Source organism: Olivibacter sp. SA151 (genome assembly GCF_054130995.1).
The window spans coordinates 2487198-2511113 of the sequence record NZ_CP096391.1; the positions used below are offsets into that span (position 1 = coordinate 2487198).

15 protein-coding genes are annotated in these 23916 nt (G+C 42.2%); 8 read left to right on the forward strand and 7 right to left on the reverse strand.

The features are described from left to right. Nucleotides 1-2: 2 nt before the first annotated feature. From M1D52_RS10185 to M1D52_RS10215, 7 genes are all read left to right on the forward strand, one after another. Nucleotides 3-1631 (forward strand): hypothetical protein, encoded by a 1629-nt coding sequence (locus tag M1D52_RS10185; RefSeq protein ID WP_437392490.1) that lies wholly within the window; start codon nucleotides 3-5, stop codon nucleotides 1629-1631. A gap of 10 nt (nucleotides 1632-1641) precedes the next feature. Further along, entirely contained in the window at nucleotides 1642-3579 is a 1938-nt protein-coding gene (locus M1D52_RS10190; protein WP_437392491.1) for a glycoside hydrolase family 127 protein, read from the forward strand. A 73-nt stretch (nucleotides 3580-3652) separates the two neighbouring features. After that, entirely contained in the window at nucleotides 3653-6391 is a 2739-nt protein-coding gene (locus M1D52_RS10195; RefSeq protein WP_437392492.1) for a hypothetical protein, read from the forward strand. A gap of 61 nt (nucleotides 6392-6452) precedes the next feature. After that, the gene (locus M1D52_RS10200; RefSeq protein ID WP_437363564.1) at nucleotides 6453-7493 is read left to right on the forward strand and encodes a LacI family DNA-binding transcriptional regulator; all 1041 of its coding nucleotides are present in this window, start codon (nucleotides 6453-6455) and stop codon (nucleotides 7491-7493) included. Between the two features lie 104 nt (nucleotides 7494-7597). Then, on the forward strand, nucleotides 7598-9040 hold the full coding sequence (locus M1D52_RS10205; protein WP_437392493.1) for a sialate O-acetylesterase: 1443 nt from the start codon (nucleotides 7598-7600) through the stop codon (nucleotides 9038-9040). 1243 nt (nucleotides 9041-10283) lie between these two features. Then, a complete protein-coding gene (locus M1D52_RS10210) occupies nucleotides 10284-12656 on the forward strand; it encodes a beta-L-arabinofuranosidase domain-containing protein (protein WP_437392494.1) in 2373 nt (790 codons plus the stop codon). A gap of 51 nt (nucleotides 12657-12707) precedes the next feature. Next, a complete protein-coding gene (locus M1D52_RS10215; protein WP_437392495.1) occupies nucleotides 12708-15314 on the forward strand; it encodes an alpha-L-arabinofuranosidase C-terminal domain-containing protein in 2607 nt (868 codons plus the stop codon). 324 nt (nucleotides 15315-15638) lie between these two features. Here the strand turns inward: M1D52_RS10215 and M1D52_RS10220 are convergent, their stop codons facing one another. Both M1D52_RS10220 and M1D52_RS10225 read right to left on the reverse strand, forming a co-directional pair. After that, nucleotides 15639-17939, reverse strand: a complete 2301-nt coding sequence (locus M1D52_RS10220; RefSeq protein ID WP_437363556.1) for a xanthine dehydrogenase family protein molybdopterin-binding subunit — start codon at nucleotides 17937-17939, stop codon at nucleotides 15639-15641. A gap of 30 nt (nucleotides 17940-17969) precedes the next feature. Next, nucleotides 17970-18425, reverse strand: a complete 456-nt coding sequence (locus tag M1D52_RS10225; RefSeq protein WP_437363554.1) for a (2Fe-2S)-binding protein — start codon at nucleotides 18423-18425, stop codon at nucleotides 17970-17972. A gap of 310 nt (nucleotides 18426-18735) precedes the next feature. Here M1D52_RS10225 and M1D52_RS10230 point away from each other — a divergent pair, with 310 nt between their 5' ends. Beyond that, nucleotides 18736-19080 (forward strand): MmcQ/YjbR family DNA-binding protein, encoded by a 345-nt coding sequence (locus M1D52_RS10230; RefSeq protein WP_377610535.1) that lies wholly within the window; start codon nucleotides 18736-18738, stop codon nucleotides 19078-19080. A 43-nt stretch (nucleotides 19081-19123) separates the two neighbouring features. On the opposite strand, the gene M1D52_RS10235 is transcribed toward M1D52_RS10230, so the two are convergent. The 5 genes from M1D52_RS10235 to M1D52_RS10255 all read right to left on the reverse strand — a co-directional run bounded on the left by M1D52_RS10235 (nucleotide 19124) and on the right by M1D52_RS10255 (nucleotide 23903). Then, nucleotides 19124-19597, reverse strand: coding sequence for a thermonuclease family protein (locus tag M1D52_RS10235; RefSeq protein ID WP_437392496.1), 474 nt, complete (start codon nucleotides 19595-19597; stop codon nucleotides 19124-19126). A 25-nt stretch (nucleotides 19598-19622) separates the two neighbouring features. Then, nucleotides 19623-20342, reverse strand: a complete 720-nt coding sequence (pgl, locus tag M1D52_RS10240; RefSeq protein ID WP_437392497.1) for a 6-phosphogluconolactonase — start codon at nucleotides 20340-20342, stop codon at nucleotides 19623-19625. Nucleotides 20343-20352: 10 nt separating this feature from the next. Continuing rightward, nucleotides 20353-21867 carry a glucose-6-phosphate dehydrogenase gene (gene zwf / locus M1D52_RS10245; RefSeq protein ID WP_130855358.1) on the reverse strand — a complete coding sequence of 505 codons (1515 nt, stop codon included), beginning with the start codon at nucleotides 21865-21867 and terminating at the stop codon, nucleotides 20353-20355. 106 nt (nucleotides 21868-21973) lie between these two features. Beyond that, the gene (gene gndA, locus M1D52_RS10250) at nucleotides 21974-23389 is read right to left on the reverse strand and encodes an NADP-dependent phosphogluconate dehydrogenase (RefSeq protein ID WP_013667512.1); all 1416 of its coding nucleotides are present in this window, start codon (nucleotides 23387-23389) and stop codon (nucleotides 21974-21976) included. 43 nt (nucleotides 23390-23432) lie between these two features. After that, on the reverse strand, nucleotides 23433-23903 hold the full coding sequence (locus tag M1D52_RS10255) for an RpiB/LacA/LacB family sugar-phosphate isomerase (protein WP_437363542.1): 471 nt from the start codon (nucleotides 23901-23903) through the stop codon (nucleotides 23433-23435). Nucleotides 23904-23916 lie beyond the last annotated feature (13 nt).

Sequence of the window (23916 nt, forward strand, 5' to 3'; positions counted from 1 at the left end):
AGATGGATAAAACCAGTCCATTATATCGAGTATTTATTTTGCTGCTGTTACTGACAATTAGCCTGTCAAAAAGTAGTCAAGCAAGTGTGTGGCAATGGTCGGTAAGCCTGAAATCGGTAGTGTCTGAAGAAACGGACGCACCACCGACAGCTTTTTTGTGGATACCGCCCAATTGTAAGCAGGTACGGGGAGTCGTGGTAGGCATGCATAATATGGTGGAGGAAGGTGTGATGGAGCACAATACTTTTCGAGCAGAGATGTCTGACTTGGGTTTTGCAGAAATCTGGGTGACGCCGGGATTGGATCCTTTGTTCGACCCCAACGGAGCATCGCAAGTTGCTTTTGACGAAATGTTGGATAGCCTCGCTAGTGTATCGGGCTATACCGAAATAAAGGATGCTCCCATCGTAGCTATTGGCCATTCTGCTTATGCTTCCTTTCCGTGGAATTTTGCAGCATGGAATCCGAAGCGAACGTTGGCTATTCTATCAATTCATGGAGATGCTCCACAGACCAATCTCACCGGTTGCGGTCGCCGGAATTTGGACTGGGGCAATCGGAATACGAATGGAATTCCAGGTCTGATGGTAATGGGAGAATTTGAATGGTGGGAAGATCGGCTTACTCCGGCCATTACTTACAAAGAAAGGTATCCATCGGCACCTATTTCACTTTTGGCTGACGCAGGTTATGGGCATTTTGATTATTCGGATCACTTAGTGGGCTATTTGGCTTTATTTATTCGAAAAGCGGCTCAATATCGGTTAGCAAAAAAAATGAAGATTAATCGAGCTACAAACTTAAAGCCCCTTGATCCACAAGAAGGTTGGTTAGCAGAACGATGGTATCCAGATCGAAAGCCTTCGGCCAAACCGGCCGGTTATAAGGCTTATCAGGGGAATAAGAAAGAAGCTTTCTGGTATTTTGATCAACAGATGGCAGAGGCAACCGAAGCCTATTACGCTCATGCACGTGGAAAGGTGGATCAGTACTTGGGAGCAACTACAAACGGAAAACTTTTGCCTTTCAATGAGAAAAATCACGCCCGATATACCATACGGGTGGTGCCTACGAATGATCAATTGACATTTTCGGTAGGAGCTTCATTTACGGACAGTGCAAGAACAAAGATTATTTCACAACACGCCGCCGGAAAAATTGATATAGATCCGATCTGCGGATCTGTGCAGAAAGTGAATGATACCATCTTTGCAATCCGTTTTTATCGCTTGGGGGTGAATAACGCGAAACGTTCCAATACATTTTGGTTAAAGGCTTCTCATCCGGGAGATAAGTATTTTAAAAGTACTGTTCAGCAAATTTACGGCACTTTTCAGTACCCTTTAAACGAGGGAAAGCCACAGCATATTATGTTCGATAGTTTAACGAATATAAATGGAAAGGTGAAAGCGATATCGCTCCACGCACGTTCGGACAGTGGATTACCCGTATTTTATTATGTGAAGGAAGGACCGGTCCGGATCGAGGGAAATAAGCTATACATGGAAAAAATACCTCTTCGCGCTAAAAAGCCAATGAAGGTAACGGTGGTGGCTTGGCAATATGGTAGGGCAATGGGCGAAAAGATACAGTCAGCCCCAACGGTAGAACGTAGTTTTTATATACATTAAGGAAAATGACATGAAAAAAGGAATCTTACTAGGATTTATGATATTGTGCCGTTTAACCATGTTTGCACAGTCTGTATACCCGGGACAACACGAAGGCAAAATAACCTTACCGATAAAGGCAAATATCAAAGCCTATAGTTTTGATATAAGAGATGTCCGTTTAGGTAAATCTACCTTTCGTGATAACATGGAAAGAACATCGAAGTGGATATTAAATTTAGAGGTAGCCCGATTGCTGCAAAGTTTCCGCAATACAGCGGGAGTTTTCTCCGACAGGGAAGGTGGCTATATGACCGTAAAGAAACTAGGTGGTTGGGAATCGCTTGATTGCGATTTGAGGGGACACACAACCGGACATATTTTATCTGCGCTTTCATACCTATACGCTACAACAGGTGACGAAAGGTATAAATTGAAGGGCGACAGCCTAGTTAGCGGACTGAATGAAGTTCAGCAAGGTTTTACACAAATGGGACAAAATGGATTCCTCGCTGCCTTCCCTGAGAATCTTATCAACCGGAATATTGCTGGTCGGCCAGTTTGGGCCCCTTGGTATACGCTGCATAAAATATATGCCGGTTTGATTGATCAATACTTGTACGCAGGAAGTGAGCAAGCATTGGAAATTATGAAAAACGCAGCGTCTTGGGCTTACCAAAAAGTGATGTCTTTAAATGAAGAACAGCGTAAAATTATGTTGCGTAATGAGTTTGGAGGCATAAATGAAGCATTCTATAACTTATATGCTATTACGGGAAATGAGAAGGATCGGAGACTTGCTACATTCTTTTACCACAATGATGTGATTGACCCCTTAGCAGACGAAAAGGCCGATTTAATGGGTAAGCATGCCAATACTTTTATCCCAAAGGTAATTGGTGAAGCCCGTCATTATGAGTTGAGTAACAGCCCGAGAGCAAAGCGTATTGCGGATTTTTTCTGGAATAGGGTAGTCAATCATCAAAGTTATTGTACAGGTGGCAATAGCCATAAGGAGAAATTTATCCAAGATGATAAACTAGCTGAAAATTTAACGGGGTATACACAGGAAACATGTAATACGAATAACATGCTTAAATTAACACGGCACCTTTTTACTTGGAAAGCTGATCCGAAATATGCAGATTTTTATGAACGAGCATTGTATAATCATATTTTAGGGCAACAGGACCCGGAAACGGGAATGGTGGCATATTTTCTTCCTCTATTACCAGGAGCTCACAAAGTTTACAGTACACCAGAGAACTCTTTTTGGTGCTGTGTGGGAACGGGCTTTGAAAATCACACAAAGTACGTTGAAGGAATTTATTATCATAAAGAAGATCACTTGTTTGTGAATCTCTTTATTCCATCTACACTTACTTGGAAGAAAAATGGTGTCATCCTGACGCAAGAGACCGCCTTTCCGGAAGAGGATAAAGTTCACTTTACTGTGAAAAATAGCAATGGGCGGCGTTGGACTTTGAATTTACGTTATCCGGTTTGGGCATCTAATGTGCTCGTGAAGGTTAATGGAAAATCTGTTAAAATAAAACAAACGCCCTCTTCATATATTGTCATTGATCGCGTTTGGAAAGCAGGTGATCTTGTGGAGGTGACATACCCTATGTCCTTGCATCTTGCCGAAACGAATGACAATAAAAATAAAGCGGCAATCATGTATGGCCCATTGGTATTAGCAGGGGCAATGGGAGCAACTGGAATAACTGCACCAGCTCCTTTTTCCGATCCAAAGCAATACAATGATTATTACACATATGATTATAAGGTGCCCGATAATTTGAAGACATCGTTACACTTGAATAAGGAAAAATTAGAGAAAGTATTGAAGCCGGTGTCGGGGAAAACACTCGAATTTACAGCAGTAAACGGAGATCAACAGGCACAATTGAAGCCCATTTATCAAATTCATCATGAACGCTATGTCGTTTACTGGGATTTAAAGTAATAACTCAAAAGACGGTTCTATTTTCGCGTCATAACATGTACTCGATTAACACGCTATAGTAATTTTAAACAGTATGAAGTCTAAGATATTGCTAAGTCTAGTCGCTATACTACTAAATAGCCAATTATATAGTCAACAGATCCCGTTACCCACAAATCTGCCGCAGGAACATCCTCGATTGCTGACAACGCCGAAGAACAAATCCATGTTGCAAAAGAGAATCAAAAAGGAAAACTGGGCGAAAGAGGTGATGCAGGGAATTAGGGATCGACTGGATCCTTACGTAAAGAGAACACAGGAAGAACCGGATTGGTTGTTTTCTCGATTGATGATGTATTGGAAGAGCCATGCTGATCAGGTGTATATCAATGGAGGTATTTATGCACGGGCAGAGGGGAAAGCTCCGGTTCCTACGGTTCGCTTTGGAAGCACAAGGGGGATTGGTTCATCGATCAAACGCCCCAAATTGGAAGATATTATACCTTACATGGACGATACCAAGGGCGTATTCTTTCAAAATACAATCAAAGAGGGTGACCCTTTGGAATGGGTTGACCAAGCGGCGGTGTCAGGCGCGAATATTGAAAGCGTGAACAGCGAAATTATCGGGCTGGGGAGGGATGCCGCCTTTCTTTATTGGTTGCTGGGAGAGGAGCAATATGCGAAGTTGGCTTTTGGGGTTTTTGATACCTATATGACTGGGATGTATTATATGAAAGAACCTATCGACGAGGGAAATGGCCATGCGCAAACTTTAGTTGGCATGAGCACTTTTGAGGTTATCCAAGAGAAAATTCTTCCGGAGTTAGCCGTTTTCTACGACTTTCTCTATGGATATATACAAACGAATTATCCGGATAAACTTCTCGTTTATGAGCAAGCGTTTAAAAAATGGATTGATGTGATCATCACGCATGGTGTGCCCCATAACAACTGGAATTTACATCAAGCGAGTCTCATACTGCCGGTGATTATGGTGTTAAATGATGACGTGGCCTACACCGATAAAAGGGGGAGAATGTACTACATCGATCGTATCTTAAACAAGACGTCTGCGCGGCAATGGGCCTTAAGCAAGCTGATGAATTATGGGTACGATAAAGAAACCGGTATCTGGAATGAAAGTCCTGGTTATGCACAGAGTGTAACAGGTCTTTTCATGGAGTTTATTATGCATTACGACCATACTTATCATCAGAATTTATTGCCCTATATGCCGGTAATGAAAAAAGCGGTAACGGTTCTTCCACAATATCTCTTTCCCAATGAACTAACGACAGCCTTTGGTGATTCGTATTATGCCGGTCTTTCTGCTTCGCCCATAGTGGATATGGTTAAAATAAGCCAAAAATATAAAAATCGGGAAGACGAAGAGCTTTTCACAGGGATGTATAAACGGTTTATTGGTAATCGGGTACAAGGCTCAACAGAAACTAAATTGTTGCCACAAATCCAATCTTTCTTTACCGGTAAACCACTTGTTTTGGATAAACACATTCCCGCAGCTCGATTAAAAGACTTTGTAACCGCCACTTTTTACGCGCCCAATGTGAGTTGGTTTGTACAACGATCAAAATACCATAGTAAAGCGCACGGCCTGATGATATCGCAATATGCGTCTTATGGCAATCATGCGCATTCTAATGGTGTTGCAATGGAACTCTATGGAAAAGGATATGTGCTAGGGCCGGAATCGGGAATAGGGTCGACTTATTTTGAAAAACCTTATTTAGAATATTATTCCCAGTTTCCTGCACATAATACCGTAATGGTCGATGGAATATCCAAATATCCCGAAATGTTAAGCAATCATCCCTTTGATCTGCTAGGATGTTATCCTGCAACTGGAAGAAAGGATGGATATTATCCCGGTATTACTTACTCGAATGTTTATTTTCTAGAACCGGAGAGCCATAGTGACCAAAGTAGGTTATTGAGCATTGTAAATACAGGCGAAACTACGGGTTATTATGTCGATATTTTTCGTTCGAAAAGACGGAATGGTAAAGATAGATTTCACGACTATTTCTATCATAATCTGGGTGAGCACCTTTCTGTGCAAGACACGAAAGGGCGTGCTTTGGATTTAAAACCTAGCGAGGAAATGGCTTTCGCCGGCGGACACCTTTTCGCGCTCGACTATATGTGGGATAAGCGTGCAGCAAAGACAAATAAAGACTATCGGGCAGTTTGGAAGATGAACCAACCTGATAGTAATCATGTCTACATGAACCTGTGGATGAAGGGATACGACGGGAGGGAAGTGTTTACCATTAAGGCACCACCGGTGAAATCCTTTCGTTCAAATGAGGGACTTTCCTACGACTTAAAGACGGCTCCATTTTTAACAATAGCGGCAAGGCAGCATGGAGAAGCATGGAATCATCCTTTTGTCTCCATCTTTGAACCAACAACGGAAAAAGAAGGTAAATCTATTGATTCGATTAGTACATTCGAAGTAGGCGATGTGTCTGACGATTTTGTAGGTTTGATAGTGACAAGTAAATCAGGTAGACGGGATCATATTTTTTCATCTGCAAAAGATGAAAAGGTACACTACAATAACATGACAGTCCAGGGTATTTACGCGGTTATTAGCGAGGAAAACAAAGATTTTAGCTTATTTTTAGGAGGGGGGACTTTAATAAGCGCTAAAGGAATTACTATAAGATGCAGCGAAAAAGCCAATGTAGTATTGGTCTATAAGCAGGGACAGTACTTTTTTGCCAGTGATAAGGGTGTCTCAATAATTGAGGCAAATGGGAAGAAAATCACAAAAAATAAAACAGACTACCAAAAGGTTGAATTATGAAAAAGTAGTTTCGATCTTCTCAACGGGTATTAACTTCTTAAAGAACCACAACTGTTTGATCATGTCAAAGAAAAAGATTACCATCAGCGATATCGCTAAAGCACTTGGGGTGTCTAAAACTACGGTTTCCATCGTGCTCAATGGAAAGGCTCGGGAGGTTCAGATCAGTCCGTCTCTGGAAAAGCGCGTGCTCGATTATATAAGGAAAGTGGGCTACATTCCTAATCAGTATGCCCAGGGATTACGAAATGGTAAAACAAGAATAATCGGCATGTTAGTGGAAGATATATCAGATCCGTTTTTTTCCGCGATTGCACGTCAAGTGGAAGAGCGCGCGTACGAAATGGGTTACAAAATTGTCTACAGTAGCACAGAAAATGATACCAACAAAGCGAAAGAAATGTTGGAGGTTTATAGGAACAGCGGAGTGGATGGCTATATAATTGCACCTCCTCCAGCTATAGAAAATGAAATAGAAGAACTTTTACGAGAAGGGTTTCCTGTCGTTCTATTTGATCGTACCTTACCGGGTGTCGCTACGGATAGCGTGTTGGTTGATAATTTTGATAGCGCGTATACGGCCATGAAGCACCTTGTTGCGCATAATTTTCAATGTGTAGCTTTTATCACCCTTTCATCCGATCAAGTACAAATGTTGGAACGTGAAAGGGGTTATTTACAAGCCATGTCAGAGATTGGTGCACCTTATACTATTAAACGTATAAAGTACCACGATGATAAACAACATAGTATTCGCGAAATTGAGGAGTTTTTATTGACACACAGCTATGTTGATGCCGTTTTTTTTGCTACTAATTATATTGCAGAGAATGGATTGGAAGCAATTCGGAATCTGAAAATCAAAATACCAAGCGATTTGGGCGTCGTGGTATTCGATGATCATAATATGTTTAGACTTTTTACTCCCTCCGTTACCGCAATCTCTCAACCAATTAATGAGATGGCCCAGCAAGCCATTAATTTAGTACTGGATAGGCTAACGAATGCAAAAATGCCAAAGCAAGATAAACCTGTTCATATTGTGCTTAAGAATGAATTTCGCATCCGGGAGTCTTCACAGCTACGCAAAAGACAATCGTAACTGCTTTTTCCAAGCCGATGGAAGTAATGCGCAATATGATTTTTGATGAATTATTTTCAATAAATTACTATCTTCGATTGTTATCCTCTTATACAATCTGAAAAATGTTAAAACACATTCTTACTAAACGCATGTTACAACGGACGTTCCTATTGCTGTCCGGTTGCTTTTTTTGTTCACTTACTTTTGCGGAGATTTCGGTCAACAGCCTTTTTAGCGATCACATGCTACTTCAACAGGGCGTAACAGTCCCTGTCTGGGGCTCGTCAACTACCGAAGGACAGGTAACCGTGCGATTTAATGGACAGCAGTTGACGTCTAAGGTTTCCAATGGCAAATGGATGGTGAAGCTTAAACCTATGGCTGTTTCCAAGGAACCCTTAACCATGGAAGTTTTTGCCGAAGATACTATACGTATTCATGATGTATTAATTGGTGAGGTGTGGCTTTGCAGTGGGCAATCTAATATGGAGCGTCAGCTTGGTCCACGTCCACCGCAAAAGCCGATACTTGGTTGGGAAGCAGAGCGAGATCGGGCTAATTATCCCTTAATCCGTCAATTTTATGTGCCGCTGAAGTATGCAGAAACACCACAAGATGATGTTGATGGAAAATGGAAGGTATGCAGTCCAAACACGGTAGTAGACTTTTCCGCTGTTGGCTATTTCTTCGCAGCGGATTTATACAAGCAGCTTGAAGTACCCATAGGAATTTTATTTTCTGCCTTTGGCGGAACACCTGCTGAAGATTGGACAAGTAGGGCAGCTTTGGAGCGTAATCCCGAACTAAATGAGTTGGTTAAAAATTATGTTGAAACCATGAATGTCGGCTATCATCCAAAGGGGCAGTGTGTTTCGGGCTTATATAATGGCATGATCCATCCGCTGCTTCCCTTTGCCATTAAGGGTGTCGCTTGGTATCAGGGAGAATCTAATAATAATCGGGCAGAGCAATATGAAATGGTGCTCACGAATATGATAAAAAATTGGCGCACCGATTTTAATCAAGGTGATTTTCCCTTTTTAATTGTTCAGATTGCCCCACATAAAGATATGAAGCCCGAATTAAGAGATGCGCAACGTATGGTAGTAGCACATGTACCTAATACGGCATTGATTGTAACTACCGATTGTGGAGATGCGATGGATATACATCCGACCAATAAGAAGCCTGTAGGTGAACGTTTGGCACTTGCCGCCCATGCCCTCGCTTACCATGGCAAGGAGGAGTATCAGGGACCTATGTATAGTGCGTACAAAATAAAAGCTGATAAACTATACTTAACATTTAAGCATATTGGAAAAGGGCTGGTAAGCCTTCCTCAAGAAGAGAAATTAAAGGGATTTGAACTTGCCGGAGCCGACGGCGTATATTACCCTGCGATGGCTTCAATCGAAGATACTACGATCGTGTTAAGTAGCGATCGGGTAAAAAAGCCAAAGCAGGCCCGTTATGGTTGGGCAAATGTGCCTGATGTAAACTTTTATAATAAAGACGGTTTGCCGGCATCTCCGTTTATTACCGAAGATGTTAATGAGAAAAATTAGCTCTTTGTTTCCCGACCGTCATTTTAAATTGGTTGATAAATAGAAAACTTATTAAAAAATGCTATCTTGTCTTAGCCTAAATCAATTTTCTTTGGGGTGTCGCAACTAACAACCTTAATTACAAGCTTCTCCGTAATCATACTACACCAAGATAAGACAAGCGAGGTACTTTCTTCGAGGTGAGTCCAGGGTGAGTCCACATTGAGTCCAGGGTGAGTCCAGGTTTTTATAGCAAAAACCTGGACTCAATGCGGAGATAGTCTTCTCAAATAATGTTTGCATGGAGAAGATGGTAGCTACTTGGTATTAAGAAGGTGTTTGCTGTATTGGATATCCGTTAAAGGCAAGTGAATGGATCTCAAAAAAGTTCTACGAATATACTAAAAATCATTAAAAAACCTGCATTTTAATACTGTACCTTAGGAATTACCTTCGGTGAACTCCTATTGATCGGTTTCGTTTTTATATATAAAGGTGTTTCTATTAAAAGAACATTTATTTTATACATCCCACTTGCTGCGCCCATTGGGGCAAGGTGCTTCGGCTTGTCTATTCCGTTGCAACTCGTGGTCAGATGCCCATCCGTGAATCGGAGCCACCCTCTTGCGCAATGGCATGCCCTTCGTTCGTCGATTCACTCATTACCACCTGCTTCGCACGATAATGGTGAAGGGGCATCTTTGACTGCCGGTTGCTGCCTCCACAGACTAGGCCATTGATGCACTTCGGAACGGCAGTGCTGATACCAGGCTACAGTGCGTAGGGCAAAACGGCCTCACAGCATGAGCGTGAAGAAGATTTAGGATAGCCGAGGACAAAAAATCATGTGAAGAAGCGAAGGGGAAGACTGGCGGGAAGGAGCGGCTCCACAGGATTCAACATTGGGCCTAAATCTTTAGCGAAAGGATGTGCAGCCTTGATGTTTGCCTCTCTTTGCATCAAGGTAAAGAGAGATGAAATAAAAAAAATCATCAAGATAAAACGTAAATAAAATTGACTAAAATAAATGTTCTTTTTTAAAGGCGAAATCCCTGATGACCTTCGGTGAACTCCCGTTGGTCGGTTTCGCCTTTAACATGTAGATAAAGGTGTTTATATTAAAAGCGAAATTCTTGCATATACAGCGGGAATTAAGCGTAAATATCCGGTGTTTTTCATGCTTTTATTTGATATATCGAATAGGAATAATATATTTGAATTATAATTGTTAATATAACACTTATTTACTAACCAATTAATACAAATGAGAAGTAACCCACTGTGCTTGGTATCCTCTTTCTTGATCTTTATTAGCTTATGGCTTGGAATGAATCAGCGATCATTGGCTCAAAGAGTTAAAATGGAGTCGTTTCCTTTAGCATCCATACGATTAGCTGATGGCCCGTTAAAGGACGCGCAGGAAACGGATCTCCGATATATATTGGCATTGAACCCGGATCGTTTGCTAGCTCCTTATTTAAGAGAGGCGGGGCTTGAGCCGAAAGCCTCTAGTTATGGTAACTGGGAAAACACAGGCCTGGATGGCCATATAGGGGGGCATTACCTTTCGGCACTATCGCTTATGGCTGCAGCAACAGAAAATCAAGCTGTACAGGATAGACTTACTTATATGTTAAGCGAGTTAAAACGCTGTCAGGATCAAGATTCGGACGGCTACGTGGGCGGTATACCGGGAGGCAAGCAAATGTGGAACGACATTAAAAGAGGGAAAATAGAGGCCCAATCTTTTTCTCTAAATGGAAAATGGGTTCCCATTTATAACATTCATAAGCTCTTTGCCGGTTTAATTGATGCATATGGTTATACAGGCAATGAGCATGCCCGGCAAATGGTTCTTAAGCTAGGAAATTGGTGGTTAAGTGTTTTCGGTGGACTTACTGATGAACAGATTCAAACGATATTACGTTCGGAACATGGTGGAATTAATGAAGTTTTTGCGGATTTAGCGCAGATAAGTGGTGATCAAAAATACTTATCCATGGCTAAACGACTTTCGCACCGTGCCATATTGCAGCCCTTAATTGCTGGAAAGGATGAACTGACCGGCTTACACGCCAATACGCAAATTCCGAAGGTCATTGGCTTTGAAAAAATTGCGGCGCTGGCCGATAGTATGAGCTGGGCGAATGCTGCTCGTTTCTTTTGGGAGACCGTCGTAGAACATCGTACCGTATCGATCGGTGGGAACAGTGAAAGTGAACACTTCCATGCACTTAATAGCTTTGGAAAAATGCTATCCTCGCGTGAGGGGCCGGAAACCTGTAACACCTATAACATGATGAAGCTCTCCAAAGATCTTTTCTTACAGGGGCCGGATCGCAAATTCATCGATTATTATGAAAGAGCAACTTATAATCATATCCTTTCATCACAGCATCCGAAGGAAGGCGGCTTTGTATATTTCACACCAATGCGTCCCAATCACTACAGAGTGTATTCGCAAGCGCAGGCTTGTTTTTGGTGCTGTGTGGGTAGCGGTTTAGAAAATCACGGTAAATATGGTGAGTTAATTTATACGCATAGTGGACAGGACCTCTACATCAATCTCTTTATCCCGTCTACATTGAAATGGCAGGAACAGGACATATCGCTGACGCAGCGTACACGGTTTCCCTATGAACAGAAAAGCAGTGTAACAATTGAGGTGGCAAATCCAAAAACCTTTTCCGTGTTTATTCGTAAACCAAAATGGTTAGGAAAACAACCTATCAACCTATTAGTAAACGGAAAGCAGATAAGCTATCAGGAAGATAAAGAATATTTGAAAATCAATCGTAAATGGGTAGGGCAATCGATTATTACTTTTAATTTACCTATGCAAATCAATGCGGAGTTGCTGCCCAGTGGCGAGCCTTGGGTTTCTTATACCTACGGTCCCATTGTGTTGGCTTCAAAAAATGGAACGGAAGATTTAAAAGGGCTTTTTGCAGATGACAAACGAATGGGACATATCGCTGCGGGAGCATTACTTCCGATGGATGCCAATCCGATCCTTGTACCTGAAAGTGGGGAACTTAATAAGTACGCAAAAGTTCTGGATGCGAATAAGTTGTTGTTTGAACTCGATCACTTATATAAAAATGGCAAAGCAACGAAAGTAACGTTACAGCCTTTCTTTTCGGTACATGATGCGCGTTATACCGTTTATTGGCGTACGGCCGACAAACGGTCATTAGATAGTATTGCCGGTGTTGCACGTCAGCGCGAAGAAGCACAGTTAAAGCTAGATAGACAAACCATAGATGTAGTAGTATCGGGTGAACAGCAACCTGAGTCAGATCATCATATGCAGCAAGAGGATTCCTATACAGGTGTGTTGGGTGATTATCATTGGCGTGCGGCAAGGGGATGGTTTAGTTATGAAATGCTTAACAATGGTCGACAAAGTAAAAAAATAAGCATTAAACATGAACATGATGCAACCGCTTGCTATGAACTATGGATAAATGATAAAAAAGTTTCCGTAACGTCTCGAACGACAGATGCAGAAGGAATTGATATTTCCACCTTTAATCTAGAAGCCGCTGATACGGATCAAGATAAATTAAAGGTAAAAATCAAAGCATGTAATAAAAAAGCTACGGGAAAAATTTTAGAAATAAGGTTGTTGAAATAAGTGAATATTCCTCGTTTGAAAGCTAATAACAAATAAACCGTATACAAATTCATGAAAAAGTACTTGATATTACTTATTGCCTCTACGTTACTAAGCTTGACGCGCGCAGGTGCTGCTGAGATGACGAAAGAACCGGATTCCGCCTATATTTTTGCCTATGCTTCTCTAAAAAATGGAGGACGGAACGGCTTACATTTCGCATGGAGTATCGATCGCAAAAAGTGGCATGCAATAGGACCGGAGTACAGTTACGTCCGTTGCGATTATGGGACTTGGGGAGCTCAGAAACGGATGCTTACACCTTTTTTGTTCTATGGTCCTGATAGCTTATGGCATGCTGTCTGGTCGGTCAACGAAACTGACGGTGTTGTTGTGCACGTAACTTCAAAAGATCTTGTGTATTGGAGAAGACAATCTTATCCTATCTTGATGCAAAAAGAGAATTGTTTGCTTCCCGCTCTTTCCTTTGATAAAGAGCATGGAAAATTTATAGTGGAGTGGAAGAGTACGAATGGGGGAGCCGATGCTACTTATTACAGAAGTAGTACGCTTGACTTTAAAAATTATACACCTCCAGAACGAGTTGCTAAAGCTACGTTTGATAATAGGCATACTATACGTTTGGAAAATGGCGAGGAAAATGGAACCGTCCATAAAGTGTCTTGGAATGTAATTAAAGGTTTACTGCATGCTCAACAGCAAGCAGCCTATGAACAGGAATTATGGTCGGAGAAAACGGCTGAAGACGGTATTCGATTCGCTTCTTTAAAACCCATCGATGTAGAGGTGCAAATTGACATGGAAAATAAAAAGAAAATCAGTGATTTGCTAATGGGCGTTTTTTTTGAGGACATTAATTATGCGGCTGATGGCGGTTTATATGCCGAATTAGTGCAGAATCGAGATTTTGAATATCGCTTAAGTGATAAAAAAGGCAGCGATACCAGCTGGCATAGTTATAAGGCATGGTCTTTAAAAGGAGGGAAGGGAACGTTTAAAATTGATAGCGTAAGTCCCCTGCACCCAAATAATGCACATTATGCGATTTTAAATATTGAAAAGGCAGGTACTGCTTTGGTCAATGCCGGTTTCGACGGCATTCCATTAAAAGCCGGAGAACGTTATAATGTCTCTTTATTTGCGAGGAACCCGCAAGAGAAAGCCAGAGCGCTTCTAATCCGTTTAGCTGATGAGCATGGTAAGCTATTAGGGGAAGCTCGTATTCGGGCTATTAAAGGTAATTGGAGAAAGTATAAAGCGACGATTTCAGTGAAAGCAGACGCGGCCAAAGCATCGCTGGAGATTATTCCACAAGAGGCGGGGGAAATAGCGCTTGACATGATTTCGCTATTTCCGGAGAAGACTTTTAAAGGGCGGAAAAATGGTTTGCGTGCGGACTTAGCGCAAACCATAGCCGATCTACATCCGCGGTTTGTTCGTTTTCCAGGCGGCTGTGTCGCACATGGAGATGGTTTGGGAAATATGTATCGTTGGCAAAATACAATTGGTCCGTTGGAAGCTCGGGTACCGCAACGAAATTTATGGAATTACCATCAAACGGCCGGGCTTGGTTACTTCGAATATTTCCAGTTTTGTGAAGATATTGGGGCTGAGCCAGTACCGGTAGTTCCGGCGGGTGTGCCTTGTCAAAACTCATCCACGGGCGGTGCCGGTCAGCAAGGCGGGGTACCGATGGCAGAGATGGAAGCCTATATACAGGAGGTGCTGGATTTGATTGAATATGCGAACGGAGATACGCATACAGTTTGGGGGAAAAAGCGCGCAGAGGCAGGCCACCCAAAACCATTCAATCTAAAATATATCGGTATCGGTAATGAAGATCTTATATCCGATATTTTTGAAGAACGTTTTACCATGATCTTTAACCGGGTACGCGAAAAACATCCTGAAATAACAGTGATCGGTACGGTTGGGCCAAGTTTTGAAGGTACTGATTATACGGAAGGTTGGCTGATTGCTAATAAACTTCAAGTACCTATGGTGGATGAGCATTATTACCAGTCACCGGGTTGGTTTATTCATAATCAAGCATATTACGATAAGTATGACCGATCAAAGGCTAAGGTATACTTAGGTGAATACGCGGCTCATTTGCCGGGTAGGCCTAGTAACCTGGAAACGGCTCTCGCCGAGGCGATACATTTAACAAGCTTGGAGCGTAATGGGGATGTGGTTAGTATGGCTTCCTACGCACCTTTATTAGCTAAAGAAGATCATACGCAATGGAAGCCCGATCTCATTTATTTTAATAACACCGAAGTGAAACCTACGGTCGGTTACTTTGTACAGCAGATATATGGGCAACATGCCGGTGATATTTATCTGCCGACTCAAATTCGCTTGTCTAACACCGAAGAGGCTGTTAAAAAACGTTTGGCTATATCGGTCGTACGTGATACAAAATCCGGAGATGCCATTGTGAAAATAGTTAACCTTTTACCGGTTAGTACACGGGTGGCTTTGAATTTAGAACCGTTAGGCAACATCTCAACTGATGCCTTAAAAATCAGCTTAGCGGGGAATCCGGAAGATGAAGCGCTCAGACCAAAAAGTACGCCGATAGCTGTAACGAAGAACTTCAAAGATGAATTACCTGCCTACTCCTTTACGGTGCTCCGATTTAAAATAGTTGAGTAGTAGAGTAGGGAACTAGTTGATTAGCCAATTAGCCAATTAGTTAATTAGCCAATTATTCGTAAGTGTTCGCTTTTTTCGGCACTCATGAGCTCCCTACGGTCGGTTAGCCAATTAGTTAATTAGCCAATTAGCCAATTATTCGTAAGTGTTTGCTTTTTTCGGTACTCATGAGCTCCCTAAGGTCGGTTAGCCAATTTGATAATGGAGCCTGCTTGCCGCATGTGGGTGCTTAGGGCCTACTGCTTATAGCTAATTGCTATTATAATCACTATATGAAACCCTTCCGTTCCACAAATGGAACGGAAGGGTAGATAACGATATATTTTAATAGCTCCGTTGTTCTTTTAAATCAATAGGTAACCGGTAAATCCTTTTTCCGGTTGCAGCATAGATGGCGTTGCACAAAGCAGGCGTAAAGGGCGGTACGGGAGGTTCACCAACGCCGGTTGGTTTAGCTTCGCTGTCCACAATATGGACATGAATCTGTTGAGGTGACTCGGGCATGCGTACAATTTGATAAGCATCAAAGTTGTTTTGTACGACGGCTCCATTTTCTACGGTGATTTCGCTTTTTAGGGCGATGCTCGTAGAGAATTGCGCACCCCCTTCAAATTGTGATTTAATTCGATCCGTATTGACTGCCGTACCGCAATCTACCGCATAATGCACATGAGGAATATTGATTTTGTTATCCGGACCTACTTTTACTTCCACTATACAAGCAACATAGGTCAGAAAACTTTTATGCGCTGCAAAACCCAGTCCCGAACCCGCAGGTAGTTTTTTACCCCAACCTGCTTCTTTGGCGACTCGTTCTATGACTTTTTTCATACGCGCAGTCTCCCAAGGATAGGTACTGATATCCTCTCCGTAATTACCATATTTTCCATTCACCATCTCCTCATCAAAGGTGATCGAACGATCGTCTCCCAGGAGAGATAGTGCCTGTTGAACAGGGTCTATTCCTCGCGCTTCAGCCAGTTCATCCAACATCGTAGCAATGGCAAAAACCTGTGGAATATTCCGTACCGAACGGAGCCATCCAATTCTTAAATGTGCTTTTGCATCATGGGTTTCCACCCTGACGGCAGGTACATTGTAAGGAAAGTCGCTTGCTCCTTGGCCCAATTCACCGTCGGCAGGTTGTAATACCGACGCATCAAAAGTAGCGCTAATAGAGGGGTAGGCTATATGATGGTTCCAGCCGCTTATTTGATTGTTCTGATCAATAGTGGCGGTAATTCGCTGCACACTCAGTGCATGAAAGAAATCGTGATGCAAATCGTCTTCACGCGTCCATTGCACTTTAATCGGGAAACCGGATTCTTTAGCTAACAAGGCCGCCTCTACGATAAAATCGGGTTTCGATTTCCTTCCAAAACCGCCACCCAATAGAGTTACGTTGACTTTTACATTTTCCGCGGAAATTCCTAGAAATTGAGCGATGGCGTCTCTGGCTCCCTGTGGATGTTGTGTTGGGGCCCAAACTTCGCATTTCCCGTCTTTTACCACTGCTAAAGCATTAGGGGGTTCGATGGTTCCATGTGCTAAATAAGGAGCTATATAGGTATGTTCAATGACTTTTTTAGCCTGTGCTTTTGCTTGATCAAAGTTACCGCGATTTCTTCTGAGTGTACCTTTTTTCAAAACCTCTTTACTCAGTTCCTCTAATTGTTGCGCGGAGTTGTATGTAGCATGTTCTCCTAAATCCCAAGTTACGTCCAAAAGATCCCGCGCTTTAATAGCTGCCCAGGTATTCTCTGCAATTACGGCTACACCACTTAAGGGTTTTTCAATCGTAGGCGGAATATCCCCTCCTTTAATAGGGATAACTTTTAGTACGCCCGGCACAGCCAGTGCTTTTTTGTCGTCATATGATTTTACTTTACCACCTAGCACAGGACAGCGTTTAATCACCGCTATTTTCATATTATCGACAACGGCGTCGATGCCAAAAACGGCCGTACCACTAACGATTTCGTGTAGGTCTATGATGGGTGTTGCTTTACCGATCAACGTGAATTGCTGTCTTTCCTTTAGTTTAATGTCTTGTATGCGGGGAATAGGTAAGTTTTTAGCAGATTCTATTAATTCTCCAAAATCAATTGCTTTACCGGAGGCTTTGTGTACAACTTGATTTTTAGCGGTATCGCATTCCTCAATGGGGACTTGCCACTGCTTAACTGCCGCTTGAATTAGCAATAATTTGGCAACTGCACCGGCCTCGCGCATAGGTTTGTAAAACATTCTCACAGAAAAGGAACCGTCGGTGTTCTGGCTTCCATACTTCTTTTCATCCCCCTCTGCTTGTACAATGCGAACTTTATGCCAATCGGCCCCTAGCTCGTCTGCTACAATAAGGGGAAGTGAGGTGCGTATACCTTGTCCCATTTCAGAACGATGGGCAATAATGATCACTTCTCCTTTAGATGTAATCTGTAGGTACACATTGGGAGCAAGGGAACTGATCTTTTCTCCTTTCTCATTGCAGCTGAAAAAACTAACGCCGAGGGCGAAACTGCCCGCAAGCATACCGCCTATTTTTAGAAAATCTCTTCTTGATGCTTTAAAGATTTGCGAACTTACGTTCTTCAGCTCTTTTTTATCGAATGTAGGTATGTTCATATTGTTGATTGCCTTGGTTGATAATAAAAACTATGCGCCGGCGATACTTAAAATAGCTGTTTTTATGCGATTATATGTACCACATCGACATAAGTTACCTTGCATTGCTTGTTCGATTTCCTGCTCCGAAGGGTGGGGATTACTTTTTAACAGCGCTACCGCATTCATGATCTGGCCAGTTTGACAATAACCGCATTGCGGTACAACATACTGCTCCCAAGCCTTTTGAACAGGGTGATCACCATGATCCGAAATTCCCTCGATGGTGGTGATTTTTCCCTTTCCAACTGCTGATATAGGGAAGCTGCATGATCGAATAGCGGTGTCATCTAAATTGACCGTGCAGGCACCGCACAGTGCTTTGCCACATCCAAATTTTGTTCCCCGCATACCCAGTACATCTCTTAAAACCCATAAAAGCGGCATGTCGTCCATTACATCCACCTCGTAGGTTTTATCGTTTACCAGAATTGAATATTTTGCCATGTTGTTTATAAGTTGAGTGTTTACAATGTTGATAGCCGTCACCTTATCTTTCTTAAATGGATCAGTAGGAAGTTAACGGCAATGGGTTTTTGTCTATCAATATGAACAAACTTAAAAAATAATCTTCGTATTTTATCGCACTTTTTACTAACTAATTGCGAAGTGTAGTCATCTCCAGTGCCTGAATTGGATAAGATACGGTCAATGAATGGAATTATATAATTAGCACTGAATTTTAATGATGTCACAATTGTTTTGTATATCTAATCTGTTTTGAGTAAATTTATTTAACATCTTAAGATTCCTCATTATGGTTACTATCCGTCAATTCAGAGAATTAGCTTTATCACTTCCTGAAGTAATGGAACGAGCACACTTTGATAAAGCATCTTTTGTAGTTAATAAAAGGATTTTCGCTACACTTTCTGAATTCGAAAACAGCGCATGCGTTAAACTTTCGGAAATCGATCAATATGTTTTTTCCTCATTTAACAAATCCGGTATTTATCCAGTGCCAAATAAATGGGGTAAGCGGGGATGGACCTTTCTACTGCTTGATCACGTTGAAGAGGAGCTTTTCAAAGACGCGGTAATAACGGCCTATTGCAATATTGCACCTAAGAGGTTGGAGGAACGAGTGAAAAACAAAGAATAGGAAAAATAAAAGCTGCCGATCATTGATCGACAGCTTCATAAAATCAGGCTGCATGCTTCCTATATAACCAGGGAGCAACCGGCTTGTTCATGCGCCATAAGCCTCTTCTTTTTTGCTTTGCGTTTCTTTCAAGATCAGCAAATTCTTTTGAATGATCAAAGCTAAGATAGTGCCATGCAAGTCCTGCTTTCAGCAACTCTTTATTTAAATTTTTTCCATTTGGTAGGATAACGATACCGACTTTACGACCATAACGATCCGTTTGTTTTATTTCGACTCTTATCAATTGCCGAAAGCAACGGTCGGCTGTAAACTGCCTCGCTATCATACCATAGTCTTGACGGCGTTCAGGGCAATCAATACCATATAAACGGATTTTCAGTTGTTGTTTATTTTCATCTAAAAGGGTAATGGTATCCCCGTCCGCAATCCGAATGACTTTGCCCGTTACCCATGTTTGACAAATGGCAATAGTAGTTAAGAAGAGGAAAAAGATACCGCTCGTTATATATTTCATCTTTCTGCGATACAATTCTTCCAGGTTATCTCACTCGATTTGCGGCGGCCTCATCTACGAACCAGTAAACCTCACCCTGATCCGGTCTAATCAACTGCGATGGATACTGGCTTGGATTCGGCTCCCCGTGTAAGACTTCATAAAGTGCTTTTGCTTTACCTTTTCCGTAAGTAATAAAAGCAATAACTTTCGCTTGATTAATAAGAGGGGCTGTTAATGTAATGCGATACATCTGTTGCGGTTCCAAGTAGTAGGCCTCGACCCATTTTTTTTTCTCTTTTAAAACGGCCGTGTTCGGAAATAAAGAAGCCGTATGCCCATCTTCTCCCATGCCCAATAATATCAGGTCAAATTGTGGATTCGTACCAAAATGCGTTTGTAATAGTTGTTCATATTCCAATGCATAAACCTCCGGTGTAGTATTCGCCTTCCACATCGGGAAAATTTGATTTTTTGGAATGGGAACATGGTCTAACAGCGTTTCAAATGCCATTTTTGCATTGCTCTTGTCGTCGGTTAACGGTACCCACCGCTCATCTCCCCAGAAAACAAATACTTTCGTCCAATCGATTTGTTCTACATAGGGCTGTTCAGCAAGTAAGTGATAGAGCTGAATAGGAGAGCTCCCTCCCGTTAGCGCTACGGAAAAGCGACCGCTTGACTCGATTGCATGTTGGGCGATTTGTACAAAATGCTCAGTTGCACTTTTGCTCAGTGTATCAATATCTTTGAAAACGTTAATCATCTTGAAATTTTTAGTGGTGTTCTTTCGGGTGGAGGTTTGTTGCCCATACATGCCCATCGCGGGCAATTAATGCCTCGGCATTTTCGGGTCCCCAAGTACCGGCCGCGTAATTTGGAAAATCAAGCGATTCTCTGGATTCCCAAGTGTCCAATATTGGCATAATTACATCCCATGCTTCTTCTACCTGATCGGATCGCATAAACAACGTTGTGTCCCCGCGCATAGCGTCCAAAAGCAAGGTTTCATAAGCTTCGGGTGTTTGGGTTGAGCAGGTGTCGTAGTCGAATATCATTTCTGCCGGGTTAAGGTTCATTTCTAATCCGGTCTTTTTAGCCATGAAACGCAGGCGGATATCCATCTGAGGTTGTATGTTAATTGTCAGTCGATTAGGCATAAGGCTATCCGATTGACTTTCAGGGAAAGTGGAGTGTGGAACGGGCCGGAATTGTATGGTGATGGAAGACGTTTTTTCTTGCATCCTTTTACCCGTTCGTAAATAAAATGGCACTCCTTGCCAACGCCAATTATCTAGGTAAAATTTAATGGCGACGTAAGTCTCTGTGTTAGATTTTGGAGACACCTCCGGCTCTTCCCGATACCCCGGAACTTTTTTTCCTTGTATCCACCCCGCATCGTATTGACCTCGAACGGCGTAACGATGTACATCCTCCGGTTTAATTCGTCTGACAGCTCTTAACACATCTACTTTTCGATTTCTTATTTCTTCTGCTTGAAACGAAACCGGCGCTTCCATAGCCACCATACAAAGAATTTGGAGTAAGTGATTTTGGATCATATCACGTAAAGCACCGGAACCCTCATAATACCCCCCACGCTCTTCGACACCTACCTGTTCAGCTACGGTGATCTGTACGGAGTCAATATAATTTCGATTCCACAGGGGTTCAAATAACGCATTCGCAAAGCGGAAAGCCAAAATATTCTGTACGGTTTCTTTACCAAGATAGTGATCAATTCGATAGATTTGTTCTTCCTGAAACGTACGTGTTAATAAATTATTTAACTCAATCGCGGTTTCTTTGTTATGACCAAATGGTTTCTCTATAATAATCCGATCGGAAACGGGTTCTGATGCCAGTTTGCTGTCATGCAGGTTGACGGTTACCGCTTCAATAAATTGAGGCGCTACCGACAAGTAAAATAGGCGGTTGGCTCGCATGCCCCACTCAGCATCAATTTTATCTAGCTTTTCGGCCAATACGGAATAATCACCGGTATTGTTGATATTTGATTTAAAATAGGAGACATTTTTTTTAAAGCTAGCCCATTGTGCTTCATCCGGTTTGCCTTTTCGTGAAAATTCGATCAGCCCTTCATGCAAATGATTATTATATTGTTCATCATCTAACTCGGTCCTTCCCAATCCGATAATGGCGAACTTTTCAGGCATCCAACCGTCTAAATATAAATTATAGAATGCGGGAATTAATTTTCTTTTAGCTAAATCGCCGGTTCCTCCAAAAATTACGATAATGGTAGGAGTTGCCTTTTTACCTGTTTTCATGTTCTTGTTCTTTTCTTTTTTGTTTTCTGTCGAACTAGTAATTATGGCAGATCTCTTTTAGATGGTTTAAAACATATAAAAAATGGATACTGCTATGATTAACCTCTTAGTCCCATTGTGTATGAAATGTACCTGGCTTGTCGGTGCGTTCGTAAAGATGAGCACCAAAGTAGTCGCGTTGCGCTTGAATCAGATTCGTCGGAAGCGTAGCGCTTCTGTAAGCATCGAAATAGGCTAAAGACGACATAAAAGCTGGAACCGGAATGCCTTTGTCAACTGCTTCCTTCACAATCGCTCGTAAATCAGCCTGTCTATCTACTAGTTTACGACCAATTTCTTTGTCTAACAAAATATTAGGTAGCGAAGCCGTACGTTTGTAAGCTTGACGAAAATCTTCTAGACACAGGGCCCTAATAATACAACCGCCGCGCCATATTTTGGCAACCTCTTCTAGGTTTAAACCATAATCATATGTTTTGGAGGCTACATGGAGTTGCGCCAGGCCTTGTGCATAAATGGTAATCATAGCAAAATAAAATGCATTCTTTACTTTTTCTTGCAGGGCCGACTTTTCATTGGCGTCAATAGAACCAACCGTATAATCCCAGGTAAGTTGCTCGGCCGCCTGTATACGTTCTTCTTTATAAATGGATATGTCACGCATATTCACAGCCACGTCGATGGATGGGATGGGGACTTGTAGATCCATCGCATTTTGTGAGGTCCATTTTCCTGTACCTTTGGCGCGTGCACGATCGGAGATCAGATTAATCAATCGCTGGCCGGTTTCATCATCATATTTTTTCAAGACTTCACCTGTTATCTCAATCAAGAATGACTGAAGTTCGCCTTGATTCCATTCTTCGAAAGTCTGCTGGAGGGTTTCATCATCAAAAGCGTATCCTCTTTTTAGTAAATCGTACGTTTCGGCAATGAGCTGCATGATGCCGTATTCTATACCATTATGCACCATTTTAACATAATTACCTGCCGAACCATTGCCGAGATAAGCCACACAAGGTTCGCCATCTACTTTAGCGGCAATTGCTTCGAATATTGGGCGAAGACGCTCGTAGGCTTTTTTATCGCCACCCGGCATCATACTAGGACCGAAACGCGCACCTTTTTCGCCACCGGAAATTCCCATACCGAAGAAATGTATTTTTTTTTCTGCAAGGCTGGCAACCCGCCTGTCCGTATCCGGAAAATAGGTGTTTCCGCCATCGATGACGATGTCGCCTTCTTCGAGATAGGGAAGAAGCGTTTCAATCGCGGCGTCTACCGGATTGCCCGCAGGAACAAGTAGCATAATAGCACGCGGACGTTTAATGAGTTTAACAAATTCCTCAGGAGCGGTAGTGCCTTTTACACGCTGCCCTGTATCCGCTTCGCTTTCCAATGAATTGGCTTTTGCCGCATCTAAGTCTAACCCCGCCACGGCAAATTGATGGTCAGCCATATTGAGTAGTAGGTTTCTGCCCATAACACCTAGGCCTACAATGCCAAAATCGAATGATTCCATATAGTATAATTTTATTATTGAGTCTTCTGAATCTGTTTTTGTGCTAATCTATATTTTTAAACGTTGCAAACTGTTGTTCTAATGCAATTATTTTATCAAGGCGACGTTGGAAGCGTTCCTCTCCAATATACCGGGCCTTTAAAAAAGTTTCTACCAGTTCCCATATCAGTTGGGGCCCGATTACTCTTCCCCCTAGACAGAGCAGGTTCATATCATCATGTTCTACACCTTGGTGTGCAGAATAAGTCTCGGTTACAAGCGCCGCCCGCACCCCGGGAATTTTATTGGCAGCAACCGATACACCTACACCGCTTCCGCAGATGGCAATACCTCTTGTTACCTCGCCCTTTGCCAAAGCGAGGCCCAACGGCTTAATAACATCCGGATAATCATCTGTGGCATTGTAACTAGTAGCACCATAATCGGTCACATCAAAACCTTTTTCAATTAGTTGTTTAAGCAGTTGCTGCTTCTGCTCGAAGCCCGCATGATCTGCAGCTAGACCTATTTTCATTTTCAAGTAATTT